General features: G+C 37.1%; 7 protein-coding genes. 1 reads left to right on the forward strand and 6 read right to left on the reverse strand.

From position 1 onward, the window contains the following. From LU635_RS12910 to LU635_RS12935, 6 genes are all read right to left on the reverse strand, one after another. Entirely contained in the window at nucleotides 1-1,506 is a 1,506-nt protein-coding gene (locus LU635_RS12910; protein ID WP_240099892.1) for a surface glycan-binding family protein, read from the reverse strand. Between the two features lie 505 nt (nucleotides 1,507-2,011). Next, nucleotides 2,012-4,483, reverse strand: coding sequence for a beta-galactosidase GalB (galB, locus tag LU635_RS12915; protein WP_240099894.1), 2,472 nt, complete (start codon nucleotides 4,481-4,483; stop codon nucleotides 2,012-2,014). 6 nt (nucleotides 4,484-4,489) lie between these two features. Continuing rightward, the gene (locus LU635_RS12920) at nucleotides 4,490-6,082 is read right to left on the reverse strand and encodes a sulfatase family protein (protein ID WP_240099896.1); all 1,593 of its coding nucleotides are present in this window, start codon (nucleotides 6,080-6,082) and stop codon (nucleotides 4,490-4,492) included. A gap of 209 nt (nucleotides 6,083-6,291) precedes the next feature. Further along, nucleotides 6,292-7,794, reverse strand: a complete 1,503-nt coding sequence (locus tag LU635_RS12925; protein WP_240099898.1) for a right-handed parallel beta-helix repeat-containing protein — start codon at nucleotides 7,792-7,794, stop codon at nucleotides 6,292-6,294. A gap of 14 nt (nucleotides 7,795-7,808) precedes the next feature. Beyond that, nucleotides 7,809-10,997 carry a glycoside hydrolase family 2 TIM barrel-domain containing protein gene (locus tag LU635_RS12930; RefSeq protein ID WP_240099900.1) on the reverse strand — a complete coding sequence of 1,063 codons (3,189 nt, stop codon included), beginning with the start codon at nucleotides 10,995-10,997 and terminating at the stop codon, nucleotides 7,809-7,811. Nucleotides 10,998-11,063: 66 nt separating this feature from the next. Continuing rightward, nucleotides 11,064-12,701, reverse strand: coding sequence for a right-handed parallel beta-helix repeat-containing protein (locus LU635_RS12935; protein ID WP_240099902.1), 1,638 nt, complete (start codon nucleotides 12,699-12,701; stop codon nucleotides 11,064-11,066). Nucleotides 12,702-12,962: 261 nt separating this feature from the next. Here LU635_RS12935 and LU635_RS12940 point away from each other — a divergent pair, with 261 nt between their 5' ends. After that, nucleotides 12,963-14,075 (forward strand): formylglycine-generating enzyme family protein, encoded by a 1,113-nt coding sequence (locus LU635_RS12940; protein WP_240099904.1) that lies wholly within the window; start codon nucleotides 12,963-12,965, stop codon nucleotides 14,073-14,075. Nucleotides 14,076-14,345 lie beyond the last annotated feature (270 nt).

The raw sequence follows: 14,345 nt of genomic DNA on the forward strand, positions 1-14,345 counted from the left end.
TTATAATTCATTAGCCTTATAGTGCACATCAGAAATTTGATGTCCTCCAGCAAATCCGTCTTCTCCGGCTATAATTTTACCCTGGAAGTAGCTCGCATATTTAAAGGCCAGAACAAAGTTCTCCTGACCTAAATAAGGCGTAAGGTCCAAGGTGCATTTCACCCATTCTCCATCGGCATTTCTAGTTGGATCTTTTAATCCATCAGGATCCGGACCTTCCTGATTGCCAGGATATGGCGTACCTAAAAATACTTCTCCCTCATTATTGATCTGGCAGCTTAATATGTCGTTAATTTGGGTGAAATTGGTTGTTTCAATTTCTCCGGTAAAGTTGTCGGTTACAAAAATTTCAAGACCGGAAGGTGTTCTTCCATCATTAAGATATTCTATTCCGTAATTTCTAATCCAGAAGGTAGCTTCAGCTCTATAGCATCCGGCATATGTCGTAAGATTCTGAGGATTCATAATCACCCAAGAAACATGTCTCTTACTTCCTTTTGGACCCCAATCAACATTAAAAGTAGATAAGGCTTTAGTGCCATTAACCCCTGCATCACTTCGAATTGAATCCGCCAGACTTGTAGGCTTTATTCGTTTCCATACCTTGTTTTTCTTATTTGTAGTCACTTTTAAACCACCACGTTCCTCTACAATCCTGGTATATCCAAATCTGGTGCTAGTCTCCTCTAGGGTTGGATAGAAAAAATAATTGGTGGGAGTTTTTACATTCTCAGCCTCTTTTGAGGCAAAAATTCTAATTATGCCACTTTCCATGGTTACAACCTCCTCACTAATATTACTGATCACATTTATGGAAGGTTCAATTTTTTCGGTTTCTGAAACTTGATAAGATGGTTTTAATGATATAACCCCTGTAGTCGGGTCTATTGTAAGTTTATCTGTATCGCTGGCTAATTCATATCGGACATCCGGGTTACCTGAAGCAACTGTAGCCTCACTCGTAGCTAATCCTTCACCTTCAACGAGGTTATAGGTTACAGGACAATAGTTTATTGCACTAACCAATTGGGGGCCAATATTAAGATGTAATACATCTTCAAAGACATTGGAGTATTCTTTACCATCTCTTTTTATTGTAGCCTTCACGGTAAAATAATAATCACCATAACCAAAATTATTTCCTTCCTCTATGATTATGGTACCTGCACCTCCAGGATCAACAAAATTAATATCTCCGTAATCCTCAGAAACTATTGTATCCTCAACTGGATTCATAATAGTAACGTGTTCCAAATAAGTTTCGTCAAGAATTCCTTCCTCATTTCTTACACTTACCACCTCAAAGTATACAGTTTCATTATTGGCAGAAACAAAAGGAATCCCGGAGGTAATCCTACTATATTCACGAACATTTGTAAGGTCGACATAAGACATGGAAATAGGAGCAATAGAATCTTTGGATGTACTTCCCTTTATAGGTTCTTTTTCACAATTGAAAAAAAGTAGGGCAGTTACAAAAAAGATGACTAGACGTAAAGTTTTCATAATTTATCTCATTTACATTTTAATTCAAAAATTCAGCCTATTTAACGGAACTAATTTATATATATGTTAAAAAAATTAGCATTACAGATAATTCAGAATAAAGGGGTATATGGTCAAAAACTCCCATTTTAATGGGTTTTGTAGACTTATTGAGAATAACTTAAACAAATTATAAGAAAATGACCTTTAATAAGAGATCATTAAATTTTTTCATTTTATTTCGCAATAATTAAATAAAAGCTTACTATTTGTTAGAATATGTAATTTCAAATACTCAAAACAGATTCTAATTATAAGACATAATATTACAGTGGAACAAGTGTAAATTTTTAAAGAAATTGCTATTAGAATATAGAGGTATCTTCTGGGAAAATTTTCTGAAAACCAAATGAAAAGAAATTCCTGAAACTTTAAATTCCGAATTTGTTTTAACTTATTAAAAATGGAAATAAGAATTAACCCTAGCAAAACATATTATAGCAGATCAGGAAAAAGTAAAAATTGATTATTCAGAAATGATCTCCACAGAGGCCAGATTTAAACCATTAGATTTTGCAGTTACTTTAATTTCTCCAGCCATATCTTTCTTGGATCGGATTACTAAAAGACACAGGCCATTAAAGGCTCTCCGATTATCTGCCTGAAAGGAAGTTATGGAAGTAGGATCTCCATTTCCAACGGCCTCTATAATGGCAGGTCCGGATACTTCAAATTCCACAAGATTGTCTGCAGTAGGACAAAAATTTCCATTTTTATCCTCTATTTGAACTTTTATGAATGACAGATCTTCCCCATCCGCATCAATGAAACTTCTATCTGGACTTAATTTTATCTGTGCAGGTTTTCCAGCTGTAATAATTGATTTGGTTGCCTTAACCTTCCCATTTGAATAGGCAACCACTTTGAGCTTACCGGGCTGATATGGAACTTCCCAGTTTAAACGATATGGTGAGTCCCATGTCTTTTCAGGTTGCTTCCACCACTTAAAGTCAGCAGGAATTGTAGTTTTATCCACTCCCATTTTCTTTTTACCCAATGATTCACCATTAAGAAATAGCTCTGCTTCTTCACAATTTGTATAGCAATATACAGGGATTGTAGTATTCTTCTCAACATCCCAGTTCCAGTGAGGCAGTATATGCACCATTGGTTCATCAGTCCAAATGCTTTGATAAAAATAAAATCTATCCTTTTTAAACCCTGCAAGATCCAGCATTCCAAAATAAGAACTTCTCGACGGCCAATCGCCACCCCACTTTCCGTGAGTTTCGTTATCCCGTCCATTAAAAGGTGTTGGCTCTCCAAGATAATCAAAACCAGTCCAAACGAATTGACCTAATGACCGGGGATTCATTTCCTGAGCATAAACTTCAAAATCAGGTGGGTAAGCCCAAGGTGGACTTATGATATCATAACTTGATATTTGTAAGGAAGGATGTTTTTCATAATTTTCTACCGGTAAATGATAAATTCCACGGGAACTCACACAGGATGACGTTTCAGAACCGTAAATGATCCAGTCTGGATGTTCCTCTAATATCTCATCATACTGCGTAGGCTTGTAATTAAAGCCTTGAATATCCAGTGGATCTGCGAGTCCATTCTTTATGGCTTGTAAATGTTTGCTTAGCCCTGCAGTTACAGGTCGAGTTGGATCCATTTCATGACAAATCCCAGTTAAGATTTTAGCGAGTTCACCACCCTTTGGAGAAGTTTGCTCTTTTACCTCATTGCCGATGCTCCACATCACAACAGACGGATGGTTACGATCTCTTTTAATCATATCTCGCAGATCGGTTTGAAACCATTTGTCCCAATGCTTAGAATAATCATTTTTGGTTTTTGGTGCTGCCCAACCATCGAAAGCTTCTACCTGAACCAAAATTCCCATTCTATCGCACAAATCTAGCTGCTCTGGCGAAGGCGGGTTATGGGCGGTTCTTATGGCATTTACTCCCATAGATTTTAATAATTCTAATTGTCTCTGGGTGGCCCTGTAATTTACGGCAGCTCCAAGGGGACCTAGATCGTGATGCATACAAACACCTTTAAATTTTAGCTGCTTTCCATTTAAGAGAAAACCTTCCGTATTGCTATATTCAATACTTCTAACCCCAAAATCTGTAGAATAAGTATCTATAACTTTACCATTTTTCTTTAAAAATGAGATGGCGGTATACAAATATGGATTATCCAGATCCCATTTAATTGGATTATCCATTACCATATCCTGGGCAACTTCAACACTTGTATTAGCAGATAATTCTATTTTGGAGAAATTACTCACAACTTCAGCCCCATGAGTATTAATTATACTGGTCTTAAGCTCAAATTCACCCGGGCTATTTGTGGTATTGTTTAAAATGGTTTGAATATTTATCTCAGCCTTATTCTCCGTAATTTTGGGGGTTGTAATGTAAGTTCCCCTATGAGCAACATGCACGGGGTTTTTAATTTTTAACCATACATTTCGGTAGATACCTGCTCCTGGATACCATCTGGCGGCAAGATCCTCGGGGTTAACTTTAACCGCAATAATGTTTTCTTCACCAAACTTGATGTGGGAGGTGAGATCTACTTCAAATCCTATATAGCCATAAGGTCTGCCTCCAACTTTATGCCCATTTATCCAAACAGTAGAATTATTCATAACTCCGTCGAATTCAACGATAACCTTTCTTCCCTTATGTTTGGCATCAATGACAAAATGTTTGCGATACCATGCTGTTCCTGAAATGGGGAGTCCGCCGGTACGGGTGTCATGAATGGAGTCAAAGGGACCCTCAATTGCCCAGTCATGAGGCAAATTAAGTTGCCTCCAGTTCTTATCAGGAAAGTCCTCACTTTGGGCCCTACCCTGTACAGCCTTTTGGAATAACCAGCCGTCGTTGAATTTATGGGTATTTTTATCTATAGACTGAGCTTCCCCATAGTAGAAGGCAAGTAAAAAAACCGGAAGCAATAATCTTATTTTCATTCTATACTAGTTAGTTGTTAATTCTTTTTCAGAAGTTGAACGATGGTCTTTGGATCTGATTTCGTCTAATTTCTCCTGAAGTGCGTTAACCATATTTGGGTTAGCTGCAGCGATATTTCTTTTCTCACCAGGATCTTTAGCCAGGTCATATAACTGAGGATCATGACTGGTTCCACCTTCAATTTTCTTTTTGGCCATTATGAATTTGGGTTCCTTTTGCCCCTTGGAAAGCGGCTCAATATATTTGAACTTACCTTTTCTTATAGCTAGAACCGAAGCTTCTTCAATTAAATATTCTGTACCTTTTTCCTGTGCAGATAGTAGTGCTTTGGAAATGTCCTGGCTGTCTATAGCTTCATCTTTCGATAGGTCTGAACCTATGATTGAAGCTATACTAGCATATAAATCTACCTGACTCCATAATGCTTCACTAACACCGGGTTGAATTTTTCCTTCCCAGTAAACAATCGTGGGAACGCGTGTACCTGCTTCAAAAATACTGTATTTCCCACCTCTAAAACCACCGGCAGGATCATGGTCTCCAAGCTTTTCAACTGCACTATCTTCATATCCATCATTAAGTACAGGACCGTTATCGCTGGTAAAGATCACAAGGGTATTTTCTAATAAATCCCTTTCTTTAAGAGCCTCCATAACTTTACCAGTCATCCAGTCCATCTGTACTATAGCGTCTCCCCGAACCCCCATATTGGTCTTTCCTTTGAACATCTCATGAGGTAACCGAGGTACATGAATATCGTGAAATGAAAAGAATAAAAAGAAAGGATTTTTTTTGGCTGAATCCATAAATTCTACCGCTTTATTTGTCATTACAAATGGAAAATTCTCATCCTTCCATAAAGCGCTTTCACCTCCGTCCATATAACCTATTCTACTTACACCATTTACAATTGTCATATTATGTTGTGAGTCTGCAGAATACCTAAGCAATTCAGGATTTTCGTAGCCGGTGGGCATATCGCCTATCTTCTTGTTTTTATAACTAACTACAATAGGATCGTCATGTTCTTTCAGGTTAATAACTCTATGGTTTTCAACATAAACTGCAGGCACCCTGTCTCCAGTCGCAGGAATAAGAAATGAATAGTCAAATCCAACTTCTAGTGGTCCAGGTTTTATATCTTGATTCCAATTAACATTACCGTTTCCAAGACCCAGATGCCATTTTCCAACCACGCCGGTTTTATATCCACATTCACTAAGCATACTGGCTATGGTAGGCGTTTTTTCGTCAATGAGTAAAGGTGCATCTCCTGGGAGAACACTCGCATTCTTTCTAAAGGCATGTTGACCCGTTAATAAGCTATATCTAGAAGGTGTACAAGTAGACGCTGTACTATGTGCATCTGTGAACCTGATTCCGTTCGCCGCTAATCCATCTACATTTGGGGTATTTACACTTTCCGAACCATAAGAACTTAAATCTCCGTATCCAAGATCATCAACATAGAAAATTATGATATTTGGTTTTGCTGGTTTTTCCGGATCTACAGGTTTGAATGACATTAATGAAAAACAGATCGTAAATACCATCCCAAAAGTAAGGGACATGTTTTTTATATTAAGATTATTACTCATGGCTTAATACTTTTTATATTATTGCAGATATTTATATCAATTTATTTTCCCCGAGATTACAAAGTAACCAACTACTACTTTAGTTTATGGGGTCATATATTGCAATGAACAGGACAAGCCCACCTATATAAGCACTTTTCGGTAATTATTTGGAGATTAATATTGATATGACTAGAGTATTTCAGTAGACATTCTCATAAAAGAACAGATTACATTCCTTCCAAAATTTCTTCTGAAACTCCTATGTTTCTATCTCGTAATGGCGATGATTTTTTCAGTAAAAAGTTTTTCAAAATCTCAAATCCATCTCCTCTAGAATGTGCATTTAAAATTTCGGGTTTTTTGAAAACAGCTTTAGGATCCTTTGGCAAACCCTCAATCTTCCCATAATAGACATTATTTTCAAATCGGGTTTTTTTATCCTTTCCAAATTTGAATTCAAAAGCCTCATTACCTACATAGAAAATATTATTCTTGACCAGGGTATTTTTCGGCCAAGGACCTCCCCAATTATCCATTTTCACTATAGTACGACCCAAATTACCAAATCGTTTTTGGGGAACAATTATGATATTATTATATATCTTGGTATTCTTCACAGGACCGGTAATATGAAATATCGGTGAAAAAACACCCCTCCTTTCTGTAGGGTACGGCCGGATGCCATCATTAACACTAATATTGTGCCTCACTACAGTTCCCGCATTCCCAATATTTTTTGAGGTTCCATAACTATCACCATTGTTGCAAATAAGTAAAAAACCGCCGTAATTATCATGACTATAATTGTATTGAATAATTGTTCCAAGACAATTCCAGTCCGAGTCGTAAGCCTGTCCATCCCATTTAGCTTTATGACCGCTAACCTCATTAAATTGAATTAGGGTATTATCTGAACTCCATGGCCAAATTCCCGCTGCAGCTTCACTATGTGGGAGCACATCTAGGAAATCCCGCAATATATTGCCTTCAATTAAGGCTCCCTCACATCCAACGGGAACGATCCCATCCCCAGGCACTCTTTCAATCAAGTTATCTCTAATTATTACACCAATACTCGGATGCCAATTCTCCCTATCTGTATACCCCCTGGAATTGATAGCATTTCTCGCGCTATCATGTATATATGAATTTTGTATGATCAGGTTCACAAATCGGGTTTTAACCCTATCTCCCGAATTCTTCCAAATTATGGCACTACCTCCGCCCTGCTTTTTATTCAAACTTCCATTAACCCGATGTATCTCCAAATTGTCCAGCACAATATGGTGGCAATCTCCAAAATTCTCTGCTTCGATGGTCACGCCTCGTCTACCAGCTTTGCTCTCTTTACCCTCATTGGTGATTTCTAAATTTCTTATTTCCCAATATTCCACATTATAGAGGAATAGAGTGTAATCTTTTTTACCTTCTCCATGTATGGCCGGCTTATCGCCCTCCCCATAGCTATCTATGATTATAGGATTATTTTCACTTCCGCTGCCCTTAACCCGGAGCTGTCCAAAATAGCTGGTTCCTGCTTTAAAAAGTATTTTATCACCAGGTTTAAAACTTATTTTGTTCAAATTCTCGAGTGAACTCCAGGCATTTCCAGGTGAATTACCCGAATTGGAGTCTTTTCCCGTTTCGCTATCTACATAATAAATTTTTGCAAAAATTGATGTCGAAAAGAAAAAATAGAGTATTAGTATTGCTGAAATTGTATTTTTCATTCTAATATTTCTTGTTAATCCATTACCGGACTTAAGTTTAGGTCAAACCTTATCACAGTAGGCACAAAAAGATACTGGTCCATAGGCATGGGTCCGCAACTGTTACCTCCTAACCCATGCTGCTGTACATCCACATACCAGAATACCTCATCTTTTTTTTCTAATTCGTAAGGGTGTGTGGCCTTAGTAAGATTATTAAGATTATAATGTCTTGCACTGGTTTCAAAAGGGGTACCGGAGCTGATATTTAAACCTAAACCATCATCATTCTGAATTTTGGCCCAACGCACCCCTGTTTTATTTCCATTTTCCTGGGGAACCGGATAATTCACAAATTGCTCATCCACTGTTTTCTTATAAATGCCCAGCTTTGCACTTGCATTTCTATCTATATAGTTTTCATGAGGACCTCTCCCGTACCAGCTCATCTGATCAAATCCTTTTTTCAGAATAATCTCATAGCCCAATCTTGGCAGATCTGGCAGATCGCTTTGTTCAGGACTAAATACCGTATTTAATCGAATACCTCCTTCACCATCAACTCCATATTCCTGGATAATCTTAGCTATAATAGCATCCCCGGAACTTATCAAATATCCGGTTACCTTAAAGATCAAATTATTTTCTGAAGCCTTTTCTAAATGGGTTTCTGAAATCTTAAATTTTGCTCCTTCATATCCGGCTTTTATCCATTCCTTCGAAACCTTTTTAGCTGCATTTCTCCACATATTCTTATAACCACCATCATTATCTGTTGGAGCTCTCCAAATATTCAGTCTTGGCCCAGCTTCCAGAATTTCTTCTCCATCTACCTGATAAGAATTTAAAACACCAGTTTTTTTATCAAACTGGATCTTTACAGAATTAGCCATGATATCTAAAAGTGAATCAGATTCCTGATAATGAAGCCTGGTCCTTTCTGGATTTTTAAATGTCGGACTATTCCAGGACGTCAGATGGAGTTGTTTCTCAGCGATCACAAATCCTGTTTGCGCCCAATTAATGGCTTTTTTAATTCTTACGGAAATATTTAAAACATATTCCTCTTGTTCCCCTTTCATCAATTTGAAAACCTCGTGAGGGGTATCAATGCTCTTAACTGATAATGCATTTACCGAAAACTCTTCTAACTTGCCATCTCCAATTGGCTGTCCATTTTTCAAGAGCCTCCAGTAGAAATCATATTCTTTTAAGTCCGTAAATAAAAACCTGTTGTTTATACGTATTTTTTCAAATTCATCAGATTCTCCTGCCCAGCTGAAATCAACATTCTGATAAACACCTTTGACCTCTTTAGCCTTTGGAGATAAACTTAAGTCTGAAAACAAAATTCCATTCATACAAAAGTTTAAATCATTAGGTATATCTCCAAAATCACCGCCATAAGCATAATAAGGCACTCCCTCTTCCGTCTCTGTTAAAATACCCTGGTCTACCCAGTCCCAGATAATTCCCCCTGAAATTCCATCATATTGATAGTAAACATCAACATATTCTTTAAGATTACCCATGGCGTTCCCCATTGCATGTGCCACTTCATTAACTATAAAGGGTCGATCCAAATTTAATTTATGAATTTCAATAAGATCTTCTACAGATTGGTATCGACCATGGCTATTAACTTTCCCATTTTTGAAAACACCTCCGCCCCAGACTTCACCTACATAAGGTTCAGTAGAAAAATGATAATGTGTAGGTCTCGTTGGATCCAACCTTTTCGATACTTTTTCCATAGCAAGCATATTTACTCCATTGCCGGCTTCATTTCCCAGAGACCACATTATTATTGACGGATGATTCTTATTTTGTGCAACCATTGCTTCCATACGTTCCACATGGGCTTTTTTCCATGTTGTATCTTTTGCCAGAGACTCTTTACCATACCGCATTCCATGAGATTCTACATTAGCTTCATCAATCACAAGGACCCCAAGCTTATCACAAACCTCATAGAAATATGGACTTGCTGGATAATGCGAATTGCGTACCGTATTTATATTAAGCTTTTTAAGCAACTTAACTTCTTTAAGCATTTGCTCTTTAGTAATATAATGACCGGTTACAGGATTGTGTTCATGTCTGTTCACTCCTTTTATTATCAAAGGTTTATTGTTTAGAAGAATCGTTCGACCATCTATGTCTATCTGACGAAATCCTATCTTGGATGATATAATATCTAGGATCTCATTGTCCCGGGTCTTAACAGATAAAAGCATTGTATAAAGGTTTGGATCTTCGTTAGACCATTTCTGTGGAGAATTAAATCCTAAAGATATTTCCTTATGAACAGGTTTGTTATCATCCCTCTTTCTAATATTAGGCAATACAAAATTCTCATCTTTAACTAATTTTCCATTCGGATTATAGACCTTAACATTAAGGCTTCCTTCCTTAAAATCCTTTGATCCCGTATTGCGTAGAACTGTTTTTATTTTTAGTTCTGCATCATCAAAATTTTCGTCAAATTCAGTTATAGTTTGATAATCTTCTACTGCAATATTTGGCCTTGCTACGAGGTATACATTTCTAAAAATTCCACTTAACCTCCAGAAATCCTGATCTTCCAAGTAACTTCCATCACTCCATCTAAAAACCTGTACAGCAACCTTATTGCGTCCTTTCTTTAAATAATTACTAATATCAAAAGAAGAAATTGTACGGCTATCCTGGGCATATCCCACTTCTTTTCCATTTACCCAGAGATAGAAGGCCGACTCCACCCCGTCAAACCTTAGATAAATATCATGATCTTGCCAGCTTGTGTCTACCTCAAACTCTCTTACGTAACTTCCTACGCCATTACCATTGGGACCAGCTATAAATGGTGGATTTTTCTCAAAAGGATAGTTAATGTTGGTGTAAATAGGTTTTCCATACCCTAACATCTGCCAGTTGGATGGCACTTTTATTTCCTCCCAGTTCGTTAGGTTCGCATCTAATTTATAAAAATCCTTATCGGTTTCATCGGGATTTTTATCCCATCTAAATTTCCAGGTTCCGTTCAAAGACCTGTAAAGGGCCGACTCTTCTATAATGCCATTTTTGGCCACAATTTCAGATAGATAAGATATAGGATGAACCGATGGTGTCTCGGTATTTACTCTGGTCACATGTTGGTTTTCCCAGTCATTCTGTTGTGAAAAAGCTCCGGCTTTCCAAAACATGCATGCACCAATTATTAATATTTTGAAAGCTTTATTCATATAATTTATTTTAATGATATACTAATCCCTATTCTACTTCAGATTCATTTATTTAGGCTCTCTGTGCTAATTATTAATTTCAATGGCACCTAAATCTGGTTGGCTTTTGATTTCATTACCAAGAATATCCACTTTCACCTTCATGCCGTACTTTAAACCGTCTGGATCATTTAGAAGCTTAGGAATAGAGATTCCTTTGTTCCTTATTAAGGCAGTATTAGTAGGCACAAAATCTTCAATATTTTCACCATTTTTATTTTTAAAGGCTGGGGTTCCATATATTGGTTGGGTATCTCGAATCTGAATTTCAGAGGGCCAATTCTCAGGTTTCAGAAACAAATTCCTCTTAAATATTATATCTCCAGTAAACTTCCCTCCAGTTTTTTCTGGGCGATATTGATCACCCTTAACAAGGGATGAAGGCCCTTCTATATAAAAGATGTTATTTGCTATCAATATTCCATTGGAAGCTTTGTCTATTGCTATTTTAGCTTCGATCCCTTTTTTTAAATAGATCGTGTTATTATAGAAATAGGTATTAAAGGGCCCTTTTCTTTTTCTATCCTTTCCATTAAATCCACTCAACCAAAATGTTTTACCCTCCTGGAATGCTCCATTTTTACCTTTTATTCTATAACCATCATTTATACTTACATTATATCTATAGGAACAGTTATAATTATTACCCAATATTTCACAGAAACCTCCTGCATTGTTACGGCTTAGGTTGTATTGCACGACTACATCTCTACAATTAAAATCTATATGTATGCCAGCAGAATCTCCCGGACCCCTTGCATTTAAAAATTGATTCTTTTCTATCAAAATTCCTGTACAGCCCCATGTCCAAAGTCCACTGCCTCTCCCCCACTTCCTGGGATCGTTCCCAGAACCTGACCTGTCAATTTTATTTTTATAAACATGGCCATTATTAGCTGAACCTATCTGAATTCCTGGCCCTCCTGTATTAAAAACTATATTATTAAAAACTTTAAAATCCCGAATCCCCCCGTTTCTCCTAGAGGTAAACTTCAAACCGGTGTGCCCTACATTACTAATACTGGAATTCAAAACTTTAACATCTCTTATCAATGCTTTTTCTGAGGTATTAATAAATCTTATCCCGTAACCGTATCCCTGAGTACCATTAGCAGAGTATACTTCAGATTCAGGTCTTTTATAACCGAGGTTTTCGTAAAATATGTCTGAAATATCCACATCGGAAATTTCTATATTTTCAGAAATTATATCTCCGCTGGTTCTCACCAGGATACCGCATCTCATTCCTTTACCTGTATTTTGAATAGATTTCCTTCCTCCATTAGCTCTTATTTCCAGATTTGAAATGCGAATATGGCTGGAGTTTTCAATCAGGATGCCATTATTAAAATCTGCCGCGTTAATTATGGCTTTTTTACTTTTCGCCCTCCCATCTTTATATGATCTTATCACAATTGGCTTCTCTGAATCTCCATATATATTTTTTAAAATCAATGAGCCTTTGATCTCAATTCCCGCAGCGAGGTTAATAGTATCACCTGGTTCTAATTTGATTCTACTAAAATTGGAAAAAGATTTCCATGCTTCAGTTTTATGAAGTCCGGAATTTGTATCAGATCCCTTTTCCGCATTAACGTAAAATGTTTTGGAATAGGAAAAGTTGCAAAAAAAAATAAAAATGAAAGAGAGAATTTTTAACTCCATAATAATGCCATTAATTTTTACTCAATATTAAAAATCATATAAGCCACTGCAGGGGTAATATCAATTAATTAATGGTATTATTAGGTCAAAATCCACTATTATTAAGCAAAATGAAAAGTTTTCAGAGAGTTTTTACAGGTTTTGAGTGATTTCCCACATTAATTGACCTTTTACCCCTAACGATTAAAGTGTTGATTAAATTCCAGCCGATTTAAATACTATATCTTTGAGATATAATCATTTTAAAAGTTAAAAATCACCGTGAACCATAGAATAAATATTATCGCCCTGCTTATCCTTGGCATTATTTCCTGTAAAGAAAATAAGTCGAGACAAGTTCAGGTATTAAATTCTTCAGAAGAATCTACGGCCCAGATGGGCCTTATTGTTCAAGCTCCCGAAGATATTCAAACACCTAAAGGAATGGTTTGGATCCCGGGAGGTAAATTTACTCAAGGTGCAATTGAAGGAGACCAGATGGCGATGGAACATGAAAAGCCAGCTCACCCAGTTGCAGTAGATGGATTCTTTATGGATATTACAGAAGTGACTAACGCCAATTTCAAAAAATTCGTAGATGAAACAGGATATATCACACTAGCTGAACGGGATATTATTTGGGAGGAGATCAAAAAACAATTGCCTCCCAATACTTCGAAACCTCATGATTCTATCTTGCAGCCCGGTTCACTTACATTTAAAAAAACACAGAAGTCTGTCCCTAATTTGTATGACTATTCTCAATGGTGGAACTGGAAGGTTGGCGCAAATTGGAAGCATCCAAAAGGGCCCGGAAGTTCTATCGAAGGCAAAGAGGATCACCCTGTAGTCCATATTGCTTTGGAAGATGCTAAAGCCTATTGTAAATGGGCCGGTAGACGTTTACCCACCGAAGCAGAATGGGAGTATGCTGCTCGTGGCGGACAAGAAGATGCTTTATTCAGCTGGGGAATGGATCATGGCAAATTATCAAAACAAGCGAACACCTGGGAAGGAGAATTTCCAACACAAAATACGGAACGGGATAATTTTGAATCCCGCGCACCGGTGCGATCTTATCCTCCAAATCCATATGGGTTGCACGATATGGCCGGAAATGTATGGGAATTCACTCAGGACTGGTACAATGTAAATTATTATAAGAAACTGGATCGTCAAGGCTTGGTAAAAAATCCTAAAGGTGCAGAACAAGCATTTAATCCCAATAATTCCTCCACACCGGAAGTAGTTATCAAAGGGGGGTCCTTTTTATGCAATGCGTCTTATTGCGCCAGTTATAGAATTTCAGCCCGAATGGGAAATTCTCTCGATTCTTCTCAGGAGCATCTGGGATTCCGCACTATAGCAACACCAGAAATGTTGAGATCAGAATAATCTTAGAGTTATCACTCTCTCACCAATTCTATCGAATCAAAATTCTGAACCTTTAGCAGGTGACTAAAAATTTACTATTTGAGACAGTTACCAAAATAATCCTTATACTCTTAGTATTACTTTTCTTTTTCAACTCAGATTTCAATTCTGAAATTCCGGGAAGATCGCCTTACGCTTTTTTGAATTTTTAAGTCAAAATAGAAATCGATGTTCATCGAAAAATGCCTCTTCCCATTTAGTCTTAAACCTCAAAGCCTAATAATTAGCAAT

The sequence above is a fragment of the Christiangramia crocea genome, from assembly GCF_022410465.1.
Classification (GTDB): domain Bacteria; phylum Bacteroidota; class Bacteroidia; order Flavobacteriales; family Flavobacteriaceae; genus Christiangramia; species Christiangramia crocea.

Bases quoted from the DNA above. Each gene is read 5' to 3' on its own strand.
- LU635_RS12920 (WP_240099896.1), bottom strand. From the start codon at position 6,082: ATGAGTAATAATCTTAATATAAAAAACATGTCCCTTACTTTTGGGATG.
- LU635_RS12930 (WP_240099900.1), bottom strand. From the start codon at position 10,997: ATGAATAAAGCTTTCAAAATATTAATAATTGGTGCATGCATGTTTTGG.
- LU635_RS12935 (WP_240099902.1), bottom strand. From the start codon at position 12,701: ATGGAGTTAAAAATTCTCTCTTTCATTTTTATTTTTTTTTGCAACTTT.
- LU635_RS12910 (WP_240099892.1), bottom strand. From the start codon at position 1,506: ATGAAAACTTTACGTCTAGTCATCTTTTTTGTAACTGCCCTACTTTTT.
- LU635_RS12925 (WP_240099898.1), bottom strand. From the start codon at position 7,794: ATGAAAAATACAATTTCAGCAATACTAATACTCTATTTTTTCTTTTCG.
- galB (WP_240099894.1), bottom strand. From the start codon at position 4,483: ATGAAAATAAGATTATTGCTTCCGGTTTTTTTACTTGCCTTCTACTAT.